We start from the raw sequence: 15,776 nt of genomic DNA, 5'->3' as shown, positions 1-15,776 counted from the left end.
CTTCGCGGTTTCACCCTTGAGCTCAAGAACCGGATACGGCGAACTCCCGGCAAGGGATTTATGGCGGGGTGAACGCGGAGCGCGACTATCCAGAATGACACACACCATTTTTCCCGGACGCGCACCTGCGCGAACCGGGACCAACGTGAAACGCATAGCTTGCCTGTCAGGCGCGTCGGTCCCGGCTCTGCGCCCCGCTTCTGCGGGGCTTCGGCCGGGAAAAATGGGGTGGGTGCTCGCGTGGACGCCTAAGCCGCGCCCGGACCACGCGGGCCGTCACCGGGGCCACCCGGCCGACGCACCATGAAGGAGAGTTTTTCGAACAGCATCACGTCCTGCTCGTTCTTCAGGAGGGCGCCGTGCAGGGGCGGGATCAGCTTGCGCGGGTCGCGCTCGGCCAGGACCGAGGCGTCGATGTCTTCGACCAGCAGGAGTTTGAGCCAGTCGAGCAGCTCCGAGGTCGAGGGCTTCTTCTTGACGCCGGGCACATCGCGGATCTGGTAGAAGAGGGTCAGCGCTTCCGACAGGAGGCGACCCTTCAGGCCGGGATAATGGACCTCGACGATCTTGCGCATGGTCGCTTCGTCGGGGAAGGCAATGAAGTGGAAGAAACAGCGGCGCAGGAAGGCGTCCGGCAATTCCTTCTCATTGTTCGAGGTGATGATGATGACCGGGCGATTGGCTGCCTTGATGGTCTCGCCGGTCTCGTAGACATGGAATTCCATCCGGTCGAGCTCCTGCAGGAGATCGTTGGGGAATTCGATGTCGGCCTTGTCGATCTCGTCGATCAGCAGCACAGAGCGCTCGGGGGCGGCGAAGGCCTCCCACAGCTTGCCCTTGCGGATGTAGTTGTTGATGTCATGGACGCGGTCATCGCCCAGCTGGCTGTCGCGCAGGCGCGCCACGGCGTCATACTCGTAAAGCCCCTGGCGGGCCTTCGTCGTTGATTTGACGTGCCATTCTATGAGCGGCATGCCCATCGCCTGGGCGACCTGTTTGGCCAGCTCGGTCTTCCCCGTGCCCGGCTCACCCTTGACGAGGAGCGGACGCTCGAGAGCCACCGCGGCGTTGACCGCGGCGCTCAGTTCTCCATCAGCAACGTACTGATCTGTACCTTCAAAGCGCATACACGCCATCTAGCGCGATTGGTCGCATGTCTCCAGAGGCGAGAGGCCGCTAATTTTGTATGCGCTGCCAACACGCGTCGATTAAGGGACTGTAAAGACGAATCCCGTCGAGTGGGGCGGCAATATGGAAGAGGTGCAGGATCCATGGCTGACGGGATGATTCGGACCCAGAATTTTTACGCCTTCGAATGGCTGACCGGGAAAGTGGCGGATTGCGATCCGAACTTCCCGACGACGCTGCATGCCTGGGACGGTGACGTGCTCGAACTGGGCAATGTCGACACGGCCTATTTCGGCTTTGTCCAGGAGGGCGAGGCGACGCTGGTCACCGCGTCCGGCCAGTTCAGGCTCCAGGCCGGCATGTATTTCTCGGCCAACAACGCGCTCACCGTATCCGGTGGACGCGGCATCGTGATGGCGCGTGAGTTCCACCAGGCCTTCTTCATGATCGGTGGCCCGGTCGAGCCCAAGGGCCGGCTGAAATATATCGACGGCTGCACCGACAGCCTGCTGATCGCGCCGGTCAAGATGGGCGATCCCTGCCTCAACCTGCTCTATTTCCCGCCGGGCATTGACCAGACCCCGCACACCCACCCGTCCGACCGGATCGGTGTGGTGTTCTCGGGCCGTGGCGAGTGCGAGACGCCGGAAGGCATCATCCCGCTCGAGCCGGGCGTGATGTTCCGCATCCCCTATGAGGGCAATCACAAATTCCGCACCTTCGACAGCGAGATGCGGGTCATTGCCTATCACCCGGACAGTGATTTCGGTCCGCAGGACGAGAACCACCCGATGATCAACCGCACGATCGTCGACGGCGTCTCGGCCTCCAAGATCGACGCCATCCGGACCAAATAGCGTCCCGTCCTCCGTCACGAAAACGCCCGCCGGTCCGGCGGGCGTTTTTGTTTTGGGGGCGCGGGCCGCTTCCGGCGCGGCCAGGTCCCGGCGTCGTCAGAATTCGGCGCGCTCGTCCGGCGCGTGCTGCGGGCGGAGCCAGTCGCGGCCCTGATCGTCCGGCTTCCCCGTCGTCGCGTCATAGCGGCCCCGACGCAGATTGCGGCGGCGGTGGATCTCGCTCGCGGCCGGCTTCTTGATCCCGTCGCCGAGCGCCAGCTCGAGATGACGCAGGTCGGCGATCATCGCCGCCAGCTCGTCCATCTCCATCGCGAACGGATGATCCGGGCCGGGCGTAGTCCGGTCGAAGGTCACGTGCTTCTCGATCAAGACCGCGCCCAGTGCGGCGGCGGCGATCGGTGCCATGGCGCCCGGGGAATGGTCCGACAGGCCGACCGGCAGGCCCAGCGTTGCCCTCAGCGTGGTGATTGCCGACAGGTTGAGATCGTCCCAGGCCGGCGGATAGCTGGCGGCGCAGTGCAGCACGGTGAGATCGGTGCACCCGGCGCGGGACAGCGTCCCGACGGCCGTGGCGACCTCGTCCAGATAGCTGGCGCCGGTCGACAGGATGAGCGGTTTGCCGGTCGCGCCCAGTGCCTCCAGCAGCGGGGTGAAGGTGAGGTCGCCCGAGGCGATCTTGTAGCGCTTGATGCCGAGGCTCTCCATCAGGGCGACGGCGTCCAGCGAGAAGGGCGTCGACATGAATTCGACGCCATTGTCCTCGGCGCAGGCTTTCAGCGGCGCGTGCCAGTCATCGGGCAGGCCGGCATTGCCGAAGCCGGCAAATTTCGGGTTCTCGACCACCTTGCCGTCGCCGTCTTTCACGAAGCGCGCGATCAGGCCTTCGCGGGTCAGGGTCTGGAATTTGACGACATCGGCGCCGGCCTTTGCGCAGGCCGCGATATAGCGCTTGGCCTCGTCGAGGTCGCCGCCATGGTTGGAGCCGATTTCGGCGATCACATCAATGTGGGTCATGGGTCAGAGGGCCAGGTTGGTGATGATGGATTTCAGGACGTGGGTCTCGTCGTACAGCCGGCACAAATGCGCAGTATCGACCGGCCAGCCGCGCTCGGTGAGGGCATTGTAAAGAGCCCGGACGAGGGCGAGATCCTCGATCGTGTCGACCGATACGTCGAAATCGGGACGCCGCAAGGCTTCCGGGAAATCGACGGTATGGCAGCGGAAGCGGTCGAGATGGTCGCGGATGAAGACGGTCACATGTTCCCGGTCGCGCAGGGTTGTCTCCGGCGCCGCGTCGAGCTGGCGCAGGATGGCGGTCTCGACGACCTCGGCGCGCAGGCCCTTGGGCAGGTGGTCGGCGCTGGGGCGGGTATAGTCTGCCGTTTCGGCGACATGTCCGGCGACACAGCGGGCGATCACCTGCGGGTCGCGAAACGGGCTGTCGGAGGTAATGCGGACCAGCGTCCTGGCGTCGGTCCGGTCGGCGACCAGCAGGAAGCGCGACAGCACATCCTCCTCCGATCCGCGAAAGGCGCGGATGCCCTCGCGGTCGGCCAGTGCGACAACCGCGTCATCGTCCGGATTGGTGGTGGTGGCGATGACCAGTTCGTCGACGCCGTCGATCCGGCGCAGATGGCGGCACTGATAGGCCAGCAACGAGACATCGTCATGCAGCGGTTCCAGGACCTTTCCCGGCAGCCGGTTGGAGCCGGTGCGGGCCTGGATGACGGCAACGGTTCGGGTCACGCTTGCCCCTCCTCGGTCGGCGGAATCTCGATGTCCTGCCAGGTTCGGACCATACGGGTGGGAGCGTAGGGCGGAAAGGTTGACGGGAGATGGCCAGCCAGATGCTCGGGACCGGCCAGCATGCGCACCAGCAAGGCGGGAATATTGAGGCCGGCCAGCGTCATCAGATACCCAAAGCCCCACATGCGCGGATTGATCTCCAGCAGATAGGCGGGCGCGTCGGGTGCCGGACGTTTCAGCTCGACCGCAGCGAGGCCGTGCCAGGGACCGGAGGCTTCCAGTACGGCGATCCCGGCGGCCATCAGCGCGGGATCCACAACTGTCTCACCGGCTACCGCGACGCCGCCGCTGGGCGGATTGGTCTGCAGCTTGCGATGCAGGGTGGAGACGACCAGCTGGCCGTGATTCCACATCGAGCCGATCGTGTAGACAGTGTCCGCGCCGCCCGGGATCCGTTGCTGGACGACGCACGGGCCATGCTCGGCCGCGGTGTCGCGCCAGATGGCGGCAAGTTCGCGGGCATTGGCGGGGTAGCTGACGCCGCGCGCGCCGCGCGAGGTGCGGGGTTTGACGACACAGGGAAAGCCGCCGCTCCATTGGGCGAGGTCGCCCTCGCAGCCCGGTTGCAAGGTCTGCGGATGCGGCAGGCCGAGCGCCTTGACCCGGTCGAGAAGCAGGCCCTTGTCGATCCCGAAGGCGATCACCTCCGGGTCGGCGACGGGGACGCGCAGTCCGGCTTCTGTCCAGGACCGGGCGACCGGGGCAAGTGCGGCGATTTCCGCTTCCGATCCCGGAATGATGATGTCGAGACCCCGGGTCTCGCAGACCGCTTTCACGGCGCTGCGATAGGCCTCCGGATCGCGGGCCGAGGGCAGGACCACGCTTTGCGTGCCCGGCTCGAACATGCCGCCGGCGAGCGGATTGATGTCGGCGGCCACCAGGGTGAGTGCCGGGTCGGCGCCGCGCAGCGAGCGCAGTGTGCCCAGACCCGGCGGTGCGCCGACGCCGGTGACCAGGACGCCTTTGCTGAGCGCCGCGAGACTCATGCCGGCCGCCACAGGTCGAGCGATCGACCGAGCAGGTCCTCGAGCGCGACAATCTCCGGCTCGAACCTTGCCTGCAGGCTGGCGCGGGTCGCCTCCGCCATCGGCGGGATGGAGACCTTGCTGTCATCAATCGGTGGATAGACCCCGTCGGCGCTGGTCGCGCCTGAGACGCCACTGACCGGAGCCACCAGCTCGGCATGGAGCGTCTCGAAGCTTTCCCCGACGCGGTGATCATGGGCGCCGTCCAGAATGCTCATCTTGGAGCGCGGAATGCCGCCGGTATTGTAGCGCTGCTCGACGGTCACCGGGACCTCGGCATCGATGCCGAGAAACTCGAAGATGCGGCGCACCGTGCCCGGTCCGTCCTGATCGAGTTCGTCCTGCAGCAGGATCAGCATGGAGTCGAAGCGGTCACGATATTGGCGCAGCCGGTCGGCATAGCGACCGGTATCGGCATAGAGCCACTGGAAGCCCCAATTGGCCGCGATCCGTCGCGGTTCATCGGCGAGGGCCTGTTCGAAGGAGTAGAACTCGGCGTCACGGCGGACATTCTGGAGATAGTGCGAATAGGTCCGGTCGACCGGATTGCGCAGGATGGCGATGATCCGGGTCTCGTTGCCGCAATAGGTCACCACCCGGCGCGCCGCGATCGATGCGTAGGCGTAATAGTCCGGCGAGACATCACCGATCCGCGCCTGGCCGTCATGGTCGGCAAACAGGGCCTGGTAATCGCTGACATCGGGCGCCGTGTCGAAATGATAGAAGTCAGGCCAATAGACCGAGCCGTCACCGACACCGGAAAAGAAGCGGCCTTCCTTGCGCACCTTCGACAGGAAGACATCGGGATGCTGGCTCAGGTAGTGATAGAGCGAGGTGGTGCCGGATTTGGGCGCGCCGATGACGAGGAAGTTCGGCCAGACCTGGCCCGCGCCGGCGGTCTCGACGCCTGTCCGGCCTGTTGCGCCGCTGCTCGCAGTCTTCGTCGTGCGGGTCATGTCTCGGTCCGGTCCTCTTTGTCGCGTGGCCGGCGCGAATCACACACCGGTTGAAGGTCCAATGGACCTGTTGAGCCTTAAGGGTTTACTGCGATTCCGCCGCCGTCGTCGCTGCCAGGCCGAGAAGGTGTCGGGCGACCCGGCCGGCGCCGCCGCCATCGACCAGGGCCTGCGCCGTCCGGGCCATGCCCCGACGCCGTCCGGCATCGCCGGCCAGGGCCGCAAGGCTGGTCTCGAACTGGCGCTCGAAACCGGGATCGGACGGGTTGAGACTGAGGCCCAGGCCGACGCTCTCGAATTGCTCGGCGCGCTCGAACTGATTGGGCGCGATCGGGATGCAGATGGTCGGCAAGCCGGTCGCCGCAGCCTCGTGCAGCGTCGTCCCCCCGGCGAGAATACCGATATCGGCCTTCGTCAAAGCCGCGACCAGCGGCGGCACGGCCCCGCTACCGGCAGGTCCGCGCCGGTCAAGGTCGAGATCCGGGAAGGACAGGGCGAGGCGCTCGGCGATCCGGTCCAGCAGCGGCGTTACCGTCCCGCCAAGCGAGAGCAGGACGCGGGTCGGCCGGTCACTGACCATGCGCTCCGGCAGGTCCTGATAGGGTTTTGACAGGAGGAGATAGCGCGGGCCGCTCAGCGCCGGTGCGCCGGACGGGGACAGGGCGGGCAGGAAGCCCTGGCGCACATGCAGGTCGGGCACGGCGCCGTGCAGGAAATTGCCGACCAGCGTGACCGCGTGGCCGGCGGCGCGCAGCGCGGCGACCCTGTCCGGGTCGGTCTGCTTCCAGTCGGCGACCAGATGCCGGATGCCGCGCGAGGCGAGGGCGCCGGCCAGCGCGTCATCGCTGGCCAGCGTCACGATTTCGATGCGACCATCGAGATCCGCCGGGCGGTACTGTGGTATGGTGGTCAGCCAGGCGACCGAGGCGCCTTCATCAACCAGCGCATTGGCCAGGGCTCCGCAGCGCATGACATGGCCCAGACCGATCGTGGTGGAGCCGTCGCAGCGGATGGCGAGCCGCGCCGACATGCGCTCAGCCCGGCCTGCCGGCCAGGGCTGCCAGCTCGCTGGCGACACGGGCCATGGTGTTGTCCCAGTCCTGGAAGCCGGTGCCGAAGAAGGACCGGGTCTGCGGGTACCAGTGCTGCCGATCGGTGCCGAGCAGGGTCCAGGTCGAGGACCGCGCATGGATGAACCAGACCTTGCCGCCACAGGCAGCGGCGAGGTTGGAGGTTGCGTTCATCGGTCCGAGCACGAGGTCACAGGCCGAGGCGTAGGCCGCGACCTTGTCGAGATCCATCTTGAGATCGATGTCGGTCGGCTGGTGCACGGTGACACCGAAGCGTTCCCGGGCCAGCGCCAGCTCGTCGTCGACCTTGCCGTATTGCAGGTTGATGAAGTCGACACCCGGCGTATTGAGGACGCCCTCCCAGGCATCAAAGGCGGAGAAGAAGCGTGAGCGCCGGGCATTCATGTTGAGGGACTTCCACAGGATGCCGACTTTCAGGCCGCTGCCGAAGCCGGCGATCTGGGCGCGGAAGCCCGCCTGCAGCTCGGGATCGGCGACCAGGAAACCGGCCTCGTCCGGGAAGGACTCGAGGCTCTTGCGGAGGCCGCGCAATGGCGTCGCCATCGGCGTCCAGAAATCAGCGCCATCCTCCAGCTCCTTCACAACCCGGACGTCACGGCCCTCGATGTTTGCGGACATGTGATGGCCGACCACGGCCGCGGGGAAGGAGCGTTTGACCAGCGGCATCAGGCGGTATTCGCAGGCGATGCGCAGCTCGCCTTCGGGACCGACAGCCTCGAGCAGGTCGTTGACCACATTCATGAAGATGACTTCGTCGCCGAGGCCCTGTTCGCCGACAAGCAGCAGGGTCTTGCCGCGCAGCTGCTCCGGATCAGTCCCGTCCCAGAAGGGAATCTTCATCGTGAACAAGGTCGCCTGGGCCCGGTTCGGGTCGAGGCGGCTCTCATTGGCCGCCCAGCCTTCCTCGATACGGCCGGCGGCAAGAAGAACCATCGACCGGCCATGCCGCATGGTGGCCTCTTCCATTGGATCAGCGGGATCCTTGAGGGCGGCATCAAAGTGCGGAATGGCGAGTTCGGGCTCGCCCAGAAGCTCGTGGATATTGGCCATGTTGTTGTGGGCCCGGCCATAGTCGGGCTTCAGGCGCAAGGCTTCCTCGTAGAAGGTGCGCGCCTGGACCGGATCCCCGCTGTCATTGATGACGGTGCCCATCGAGTTCCAGAGCTCGTAATTCTCCTGGTGGGCATAAATGGCGGTCCGCAGGATCTCGATGGCTTCCTCGAACTTGCCGCCATCGCGCAGCACGCCGCCCAGGTTGATCGCGGCATCAACCGCTGTCGGGGCGAGCTTGTATTGCAGGCGGTAGAATTTCTCGGCCGCCTCCAGCATGTTCAGCTTCCAGGCGACCAGTCCGAGCTTCTGGTAGATCTCGGCGTCGTTGGGATCGATCTTCCAGGCTGTCTCGAAGAAATCGAGGGCCCGCGACAAGCGGCCGAGATTATAGAGCATCAGGCCGAGCACATGGTTGGTCAGGGCCATGTCCGGGGCCAGCAGGTACGCCTTGTGGGCAAGGCGGGCCGCGGCAACATTGTCACCCTCGGCAGACGTTTTCATGGCGCGCTTTGCCAGCGCTGCGACTTTCTGGAAGACCCGACGCCGGTCGGCCGGGATGCGATCAACATGCGCATCCACACGAATGGCCTGGGCGCCGATCGGCACCGCGTCGCGGGTTTCGTTCTTCTCGGTTTCGGCCTCGGCGGAGATCTCCGCATCAAGGTCGAGAGCGGTCGCATCCTGCATGGTCATAAGTCCTGCCTCGATTCTGGAAGCCAAGGCATGAGATTCGCTTTAAGAACTCGCTAATATTCGATGATGCCGCAGCGGCGGGCTGGAAACGTTTTCTTCACCCCATATTGCCAACCTGTGCGCCGCGACCGACATCGCTCGCATCATTTGTGGACCGGAGGGACCTCATGCCGCTCAAAATCTCGCTCAAACCCGGCGAGAAGTTTGTCCTGAACGGAGCCGTCATCGAGAATGGCGACCGTCGGGCCAATCTTGTGCTGCAGAACAAGGCGTCTGTTCTCCGAGAGAAAGACATCCTGCACGCCGCGGACGTCGATACGCCCGTCAAGCGCATCTATTTCCCGATCATGATGATGTATCTGTCCGACAAGAATGACGACAAGCTCTATGACGAATTCGTGCTTCGCATGAACGAGTTCATGGGCGTCGTCTCGGATCCCGGCACCCTCGGCCTGTGCGTCAATGTCAGCCGCGATGTGATGGCCGGCGAGCACTACAAGGCGCTTCTGGGCTGCCGCAAACTGATGACCTATGAAGCCGAGAGACTGAGCTGATGTCCTTCCAAGCTTATCAGAAGACCGCGGCACGCGCGGAAGATCCGCGCGCGACCGAATACCGGCTTTTCGCCCAGGTAACGCGCTCGCTCATGAACGCCAAGACCCTGCCCATGGAATCGGTTCGAGAACGTGCGCAGGCGATCGACTGGAACCGCCGCGTCTGGAGCAATCTGGCGCTGGATTGTGCGAGCCAGGACAACAAGCTGCCCGAGTCCTTGCGGGCCGCCATCATCTCGCTGTCAATCTTCGTGTACAAGCATGGCAGCTTCGCCATGCGCAATCCGGACGCCATCGACGATCTGGTTGATATCAACCGGACCGTGATGCAGGGGCTCATGCCCCAGGCCAATGCCAGCGCGGAGCAGGCCGCGGGGTAAGAATTGCCGAGGCGGCAATAACGGGCAGGCAGGAACAGGCACCTTCTCCGGAAGGTGCCTTTTTTAATGTCCTAACCGACTGTTTTTCCATCGGATAATGTGTCGTCCTAACGGCACGGTGCTTGCGAAGTCAGTCCCGAGCAAAACGCTCAGGGCCGAAAAATTCGACCTGACACGCATCCAGAATGGAGAGCACAACAATGGCACTTTCTGTCAACACCAACGCTGGGGCGATGATTGCCCTGCAGAATCTGAACAAGACGAACATGGACATGAACGAGGTTCAGAATCGCATCAACACAGGCCTGGAAATTGCCAGTGCGAAGGATAATGGCGGCGTGTACGCCGTCGCCCAACGCATGCGCTCCCAGGTCAATGGTTATGGTGTGGTCGGGCAAAGCCTGGACCTCGCGACGTCTGTCACCGATGTGGCTCTGGCTGCCGGTGAGGCAATTTCGGATATCCTGATCGAGATGAAGGAGAAGGCGCTCGCGGCATCTGATGCAACGCTTGATGCGTCCTCGCGGACGGCCCTGAACGAAGACTTCAAGGCCCTGCGGGATCAGATCGCCACGATTACCTCCAATGCTGAGTTCAACGGCACAAACCTGATCAACGGGACTGTGACCTCTGTCTCGGCTCTGGCCAACTCTGACGGCTCCAACACGATCACCATTTCCGACCAGAACTTTACTCTGGGCGGTGGTGTCGTGACGGTGGCTGCGACGAGTTCCTTCGCATCGGCAGGAGACGCGTCGACACTTGTGACGACGATCGGAACGTCTCTCGACAATCTGAGTACGGCTCTGGCAAAGCTCGGAACTGCTTCGAAGTCCTTGGAAATTCACAAGAACTTCACGACGAAGCTGTCCGACGCGCTGGAAGTCGGAATTGGCAATCTGGTCGACGCCGACCTGGCCAAGGAAAGTGCACGGCTCCAGTCGCTGCAAGTCAAGCAGCAGCTGGGTGTCCAGGCACTCTCCATCGCCAACCAGGCTCCGCAGACCATTCTGTCGTTCTTCGGCTAAGTTCGTCCGGCCGGGATCGCCTCATGGCGATCCCGGTCATTTTTTTCAGATTCGCCGGCGCTGGCGCTTTGGCATGTCCATTTTCAGCCATTAACCTGAAATTAATCATAAAATCTTGCCGATCGGCAAAAATTGCCTGGTGATTTCGCCCCCTGAAGCGGCAGATTCTGCCGAGTGAATGGTTACCGCGGAACAATCGACCGGGCAAAAACATCCCGCCGAATCACGCGACTCGGAATTAACCTTCGAGGTCAATCACCAACTGGCACCAGCTTTGCTCTTCCTTTGTGTGGGTCAGAAGACCCGGCGGGCAGAACGTCCGCGCATCACCAGAATGGAAAGGGCCAAGAAATGGCTACAATCAACACCAATGCCGGCGCCATGGTTGCGCTGCAGAACCTCAACCAGACCAACCGTGACATGGAGCAGGTCCAGAACCGCATCAACACCGGTCTGGCTATTGCATCCGCCAAGGATAATGGCGGCGTCTACGCGATCGCCCAGAAAATGCGTTCGGACGTTGCCGGGTATGGCGCTGTCGGCCAATCGCTGGATCTGGCCGCGTCGACCACGGACGTGGCTCTGGCAGCCGGTGAGGCCATCGGCGACATCCTGATCGAGATGAAGGAAAAGGCGCTCGCCGGGTCCGACAATTCGCTCGACACGGCCTCGCGCACCGCGCTCAACGAGGACTTCAAGGCCCTCCGCGACCAGGTGACCACGATCGTCTCCAATGCCGAGTTCAACGGCACGAACCTGATTAATGGTTCGGTCACCTCGATCTCGGCCCTGGCCAATGCTGACGGTTCCAACACGATCACCATTTCCGACCAGAACTTCTCTCTGGCTGGTGGCGTCGTGACGGTCGCCGCAGCGGCGTCCTTCGCCTCGGCTGGCGATGCGTCCACGCTCGTCGCCACGATCGAAACCTCTCTCGACAACCTGAACGCTTCGCTGGCCAAGCTCGGCACCGCGTCCAAGTCGCTGGAGATCCACAAGGGTTTCGTCGGCAAGCTGTCTGACGCCCTGGAAAAGGGTATCGGCAACCTGGTCGATGCAGACCTGGCCAAAGAGAGCGCGCGTCTTCAGTCCCTGCAGGTCAAGCAACAGCTTGGCGTTCAGGCTCTGTCGATCGCCAACTCGGCGCCCAGCACGATCCTGGGTTACTTCCGTTAATCGCGGACTGGATGGCGGAGTTCGCTCCGCCATCCGCCTCCGCGGTCGACGCGAAGAATGTATGAGGCGCCGACGCATCCGCGTCAGCGAACAGAAAAATGGCAGAAACGGTGTTCAATCCGAGATCTGCTCCCCTGGCACCCATCGCCGAGAGCAGAGACATTTCAACTGACCGTCCACGCGAAGGCGTGCGGCGGGTAGAGCCTGTTCAGGACGCCGACCGTTCGGCTGCGACGGGCAACCGGCCCGAACAGTCGTCCGCAGACCTCGAGCGTCTGGCGGCCGAGGCCTTGGGCAACTCGCGCCTGAAGATCCTCCAGGATGATAAGTCGGGCGAGTACATCTACCTCCTGGTCGACCAGGATACCGGCGAAACCGTTCGCCGCTGGCCGCCGGAAAAGCACGGCGATCTGATGGAATTCCTCCGCACGCGCAGTGCCGGGCTGATCGATCAGCGGGCCTAGTGATCCGGGCCGAACCGGGCGTCTGACCCGGCAAAAATTGACCCCCCGGGCATATTTGTCCCGGCAAGCGCGGGTTGACCGATCCGCCCAAGCGACGCTAACTCTCACTCAACTATATGAATCAACTACGTTTTACGTGGCGTGCCAAAACGGCACGGCTCTTGCGCAACCCGTTCCGAACAGCCGCTGAATGGCGGTGATTGAGATCGCGGGAGAATGTCGCAATGACTATGAGCGTCCACACCAACACCGGAGCGATGATCGCTCTGCAAAACCTGAACAAGACCAATGACGACATGTTGGGTGTTCAGAACCGCATCAATACCGGCCTGAAGGTCGCGGGCGCCAAGGACAATACGGCGATCTACGCGGTTGCACAGGGCATGCGGGCCGATATCCGCGCCCTCGGTGCCGTCCAGACCGGGCTCGACCGGGCGACGACGATTGGTGACGTGGCGCTGGCCGCCGGCGAGTCGATCTCGGATCTTCTGGTGCAGATGCGCGAGAAAGCGACTGCGGCGATGGACCCCTCGCTCGATACCTTCTCCCGGCAGGCTTATGACGGTGATTTCAAGGCGCTGCTCGACCAGGTCAATGTCATTCTTCAGAATGCCGAATTCGACGGCGCGAATATCCTCAACGGCACGATCACCAACGGCATCGAGTTCCTCGCGGATGCCGACGCGGCTCGCTCGGTCACCCTGAAATCCCAGGACATGAGCATTGGCGGCACGATCATCACGATCGCCAACACCGCCAGCCTCGGCACCGTGACCCTCGCCACCGCAGCCGTCGCCGCGATCAAGACCTCGCTCGACAATGTGAACCAGGCCCTCGCCAATCTCGGCTCGGACACCAAGAAGCTGGAAGCGCACTCCAACTTCGTCGGTCGCCTTGTGGACTCCCTGACCAAGGGTGTCGGCAACCTCGTCGATGCTGACCTGGCCGTTGAAAGCGCCAACCTGCAGGCCCTCCAGGTCAAGCAGCAGCTGGGTGTCCAGGCGCTGTCCATCGCCAATGGCCAGCCGCAGATCATCCTGAACCTCTTCGGCGGCTAAGCCGCCCGGCAGTCTCCACCACCACGGCGCGGCTCCCGGCTTTCGGGGGCCGTTTCCGTTTCGGCGACTCAATCCATGATCCAGAGCACGGTCAGGCGCCGCAGAGCCGGCGCTGCCGCAGGGAGTACCGGCCATGGCCAATCGGTTTCTGCCCTATGGGCGCCAGTCAATCGATCACAGCGATATCGCGGCCGTGGTCGAAGTGCTGCGCGGCGACTGGTTGACGACCGGTCCGACAATCGAGGCGCTCGAAGAGGCCTTCGCCGAGGCGGTCGGAGCCGACCATGCCGTCGCCTGCTCCAATGGCACGACCGCGCTCCATCTGGCCCTTGCCGCCGAGGGGGTGGGGCCCGGCGATGTCTGCATCGTGCCGGCGATTACCTTCATGGCGACCGCGAATGCGGCCTTGTATTGTGGCGCGGAGGTTGTGTTCGCGGATGTCGATCCCGACACCGGGCTGATGACGCCGGCCAGTCTGGCAGAGGCGATCGGCCGGGCCGACGGCCACGCCCGTGTCGCGCTCCAGGTCCATCTGGCCGGCCAGTGCGAGGCGATTGACGAGATGGCTGAGCTGGTCTCGGCGGCGGGCGCTGTGCTCGTGGAGGACGCCTGCCACGCCGTCGGTTCCCGCTGGAAGGGCGAGCCGGTCGGCAATGGCCGTCATGCGCGCGCGGCGACCTTCTCTTTTCACCCGGTCAAGACGATCGCGGCGGGCGAGGGCGGCATGGTGACGACCCGCGACGCCGCGCTGGCGCGCCGGATGCGGCTGCTGCGCAGCCACGGCATCGAGCGCGACACAGCCCGGCACGAGCGCAGCGAGAGCGAGCCCTGGTGGCACGAAATGCAGGCCTTGGGGTGGAATTACCGGCTCAGCGACATCCAGGCTGCGCTCGCCCTGTCCCAGCTTCGGCGGCTGGGCGCGTTCACGGCCCGCCGCCGGGAGCTGGCACAGGCTTATGATGCCGCATTGTCCCGGGCCAACCTGCCTGTCGCGCCGTTGCAGCGCACGCCGGACTGTGATCCCTGCCTCCACCTCTATCCGGTGCGGATCGATTTCGAGGCGATCGGCCGGAGCCGGGGCGAGATCATGGCCGCGCTCGCCGGGCAGGGGATCGGCAGCCAGGTCCACTATATCCCGGTCCCCGACCAGCCTTTCTACACGGCGCGCTATGGCCGGCAGGACCTGCCGGGTGCGCGGCGCTATTACGCGCGCACCCTGTCCCTGCCGCTCTTTTTCGGCATGACGGATGAGGATCCCGGTCGCGTGACCGACGCCCTTGCGGCGGCGCTTGGCACCTAGGCCGCGGCGGCCATGCCGATCAGTTGGCGCAGGGCCGCGTCTGTGAGCTGTTCCGGATTGGTGTTCGAGGCATAGCTGAACCCGTCCGGGACCAGATGGCCACCGGTAGCCAGGTAGCGCGCCGTCACCTTGGCGCCATGTGCGGGCAGGATGGCGAAGCGGTCAACGAGCTCGATCGTGCTCCGGGCATCATCTTCCGGAATCATGATTTCGTGCAGCTTCTCGCCGGGCCGGATGCCAATCACCTTGTGCGGCAGATGCGGCGCCATCGTACGGGCCAGGTCGGCGGTGCTCATGGAGGGAATCTTCGGCACGAAGATCTCGCCGCCGCGGGCCATGGACAGGCTCGACAGGACGAAATTGACGCCCTGCTCGAGGGTGATCCAGAAGCGGGTCATGCGCGGATCCGTGATCGGCAATTCCTTGGCGCCCGAATCGATCAGGCGGCGGAAATAGGGAATGACCGAGCCGCGCGAACCGACCACATTGCCGTAGCGCACCACTGAAAAGACCGGTCCGCCCTCACCACCCATGTGCTGGGCCGCGGTGAATATTTTATCCGCCGCCAGTTTAGAGGCGCCATAGAGATTGATCGGGTTGGCGGCCTTGTCCGTGGACAGGGCGCAGACATGGCTGACGCCACGCTTGATCGCGGCCCGCACCACATTCTCGGCGCCCATGACATTGGTCTTGATGCACTCGAACGGATTGTATTCGGCGATCGGGACATGCTTCAGCGCCGCGGCGTGGATGACGATATCGACGTCCCGCATGGCCTGGTCGAGCCGCGACTCATCGCGCACATCGCCGATGAAATAGCGCAGGAAGGGATAATCGCTGGGCGAAAAATCCTGAGCCATTTCATACTGTTTGAGTTCGTCACGCGAGAAGATGATCAGCTTCTTGGGCTTGTATTCCGCACAGATGGTCTCGGTCAGCTTGCGGCCGAACGAGCCCGTCCCGCCGGTGACGAGAATGGTTTTGCCATCCAGTGGCATGCGCGGGTCGAGGAAGGAGCGTTGGTTCATCATTTCCTCGAAAGGCAGTTGGGTCGCTGTCCGGTTCGACATGCTGGGCCTCGCGATTCGTATCCAGTGATCGACGCTGCGCTGGCAAGGTTAACGCGGCGTTAGGCCTGTTTGTGTCGCCCCGACGGTAACAGGTTTTGGCCGCCCGTGTCAGCCACCCGGCAGGCCGCCGGGCCCGG

Annotated in this window: 16 protein-coding genes; 8 read left to right on the top strand and 8 right to left on the bottom strand. The window is 63.9% G+C overall.

The genetic code is table 11. The features are described 5' to 3' along the window. Nucleotides 1–248 precede the first annotated feature (248 nt). On the bottom strand, nucleotides 249–1,127 hold the full coding sequence (locus AAA969_RS09965; protein WP_049755801.1) for an AAA family ATPase: 879 nt from the start codon (nucleotides 1,125–1,127) through the stop codon (nucleotides 249–251). A 144-nt stretch (nucleotides 1,128–1,271) separates the two neighbouring features. Between AAA969_RS09965 and AAA969_RS09960 the strand changes: the two genes are divergently transcribed. Then, nucleotides 1,272–1,985 (top strand): cupin domain-containing protein, encoded by a 714-nt coding sequence (locus AAA969_RS09960; protein ID WP_338245877.1) that lies wholly within the window; start codon nucleotides 1,272–1,274, stop codon nucleotides 1,983–1,985. Nucleotides 1,986–2,081: 96 nt separating this feature from the next. On the opposite strand, the gene AAA969_RS09955 is transcribed toward AAA969_RS09960, so the two are convergent. The 6 genes from AAA969_RS09955 to AAA969_RS09930 form a co-directional block, all read right to left on the bottom strand. Then, the gene (locus AAA969_RS09955) at nucleotides 2,082–2,999 is read right to left on the bottom strand and encodes an N-acetylneuraminate synthase family protein (protein ID WP_338245876.1); all 918 of its coding nucleotides are present in this window, start codon (nucleotides 2,997–2,999) and stop codon (nucleotides 2,082–2,084) included. 3 nt (nucleotides 3,000–3,002) lie between these two features. Next, a complete protein-coding gene (locus AAA969_RS09950; RefSeq protein ID WP_338245875.1) occupies nucleotides 3,003–3,731 on the bottom strand; it encodes a cytidylyltransferase domain-containing protein in 729 nt (242 codons plus the stop codon). After that, nucleotides 3,728–4,777 carry a hypothetical protein gene (locus tag AAA969_RS09945; protein ID WP_338245874.1) on the bottom strand — a complete coding sequence of 350 codons (1,050 nt, stop codon included), beginning with the start codon at nucleotides 4,775–4,777 and terminating at the stop codon, nucleotides 3,728–3,730. The genes AAA969_RS09950 and AAA969_RS09945 overlap by 4 nt, the downstream gene beginning before the upstream one ends. After that, complete coding sequence (locus AAA969_RS09940; RefSeq protein ID WP_338245873.1) at nucleotides 4,774–5,772, bottom strand: sulfotransferase family protein; 999 nt, start codon at nucleotides 5,770–5,772, stop codon at nucleotides 4,774–4,776. Before AAA969_RS09940 ends, AAA969_RS09945 begins: the two co-directional genes overlap by 4 nt. An 85-nt stretch (nucleotides 5,773–5,857) precedes the next feature. Further along, nucleotides 5,858–6,802, bottom strand: coding sequence for a hypothetical protein (locus AAA969_RS09935; protein ID WP_338245872.1), 945 nt, complete (start codon nucleotides 6,800–6,802; stop codon nucleotides 5,858–5,860). 4 nt (nucleotides 6,803–6,806) lie between these two features. Beyond that, nucleotides 6,807–8,603, bottom strand: coding sequence for a tetratricopeptide repeat protein (locus AAA969_RS09930; RefSeq protein ID WP_338245871.1), 1,797 nt, complete (start codon nucleotides 8,601–8,603; stop codon nucleotides 6,807–6,809). A gap of 173 nt (nucleotides 8,604–8,776) precedes the next feature. Here AAA969_RS09930 and flbT point away from each other — a divergent pair, with 173 nt between their 5' ends. The 7 genes from flbT to pseC all read left to right on the top strand — a co-directional run bounded on the left by flbT (nucleotide 8,777) and on the right by pseC (nucleotide 14,569). Then, entirely contained in the window at nucleotides 8,777–9,163 is a 387-nt protein-coding gene (gene flbT / locus AAA969_RS09925) for a flagellar biosynthesis repressor FlbT (RefSeq protein ID WP_338245870.1), read from the top strand. Further along, nucleotides 9,163–9,543 (top strand): flagellar biosynthesis regulator FlaF, encoded by a 381-nt coding sequence (gene flaF / locus AAA969_RS09920; protein ID WP_338245869.1) that lies wholly within the window; start codon nucleotides 9,163–9,165, stop codon nucleotides 9,541–9,543. The genes flbT and flaF overlap by 1 nt, the downstream gene beginning before the upstream one ends. A gap of 200 nt (nucleotides 9,544–9,743) precedes the next feature. Continuing rightward, nucleotides 9,744–10,571 carry a flagellin gene (locus tag AAA969_RS09915; RefSeq protein ID WP_338245868.1) on the top strand — a complete coding sequence of 276 codons (828 nt, stop codon included), beginning with the start codon at nucleotides 9,744–9,746 and terminating at the stop codon, nucleotides 10,569–10,571. A 351-nt stretch (nucleotides 10,572–10,922) separates the two neighbouring features. Beyond that, on the top strand, nucleotides 10,923–11,747 hold the full coding sequence (locus AAA969_RS09910) for a flagellin (RefSeq protein ID WP_338245867.1): 825 nt from the start codon (nucleotides 10,923–10,925) through the stop codon (nucleotides 11,745–11,747). 98 nt (nucleotides 11,748–11,845) lie between these two features. Beyond that, nucleotides 11,846–12,211: a flagellar protein FlaG gene (locus AAA969_RS09905; RefSeq protein ID WP_338245866.1), complete on the top strand. Its 366-nt coding sequence runs from the start codon at nucleotides 11,846–11,848 to the stop codon at nucleotides 12,209–12,211. Nucleotides 12,212–12,435: 224 nt separating this feature from the next. After that, nucleotides 12,436–13,269 carry a flagellin gene (locus AAA969_RS09900; protein ID WP_338245865.1) on the top strand — a complete coding sequence of 278 codons (834 nt, stop codon included), beginning with the start codon at nucleotides 12,436–12,438 and terminating at the stop codon, nucleotides 13,267–13,269. 133 nt (nucleotides 13,270–13,402) lie between these two features. Next, nucleotides 13,403–14,569 carry a UDP-4-amino-4,6-dideoxy-N-acetyl-beta-L-altrosamine transaminase gene (pseC, locus tag AAA969_RS09895; RefSeq protein ID WP_338245864.1) on the top strand — a complete coding sequence of 389 codons (1,167 nt, stop codon included), beginning with the start codon at nucleotides 13,403–13,405 and terminating at the stop codon, nucleotides 14,567–14,569. Here the strand turns inward: pseC and pseB are convergent. Further along, a complete protein-coding gene (gene pseB / locus AAA969_RS09890; RefSeq protein WP_338245863.1) occupies nucleotides 14,566–15,639 on the bottom strand; it encodes a UDP-N-acetylglucosamine 4,6-dehydratase (inverting) in 1,074 nt (357 codons plus the stop codon). The two genes, pseC and pseB, sit on opposite strands and share 4 nt — an antisense overlap. Nucleotides 15,640–15,776 lie beyond the last annotated feature (137 nt).

The sequence above is a fragment of the Maricaulis maris genome (assembly GCF_036322705.1).
Taxonomy (GTDB): domain Bacteria; phylum Pseudomonadota; class Alphaproteobacteria; order Caulobacterales; family Maricaulaceae; genus Maricaulis; species Maricaulis maris_B.
The sequence above is the reverse complement of the archived record's forward strand: the minus strand, read 5'-3'. Positions and strand labels throughout refer to the sequence as shown.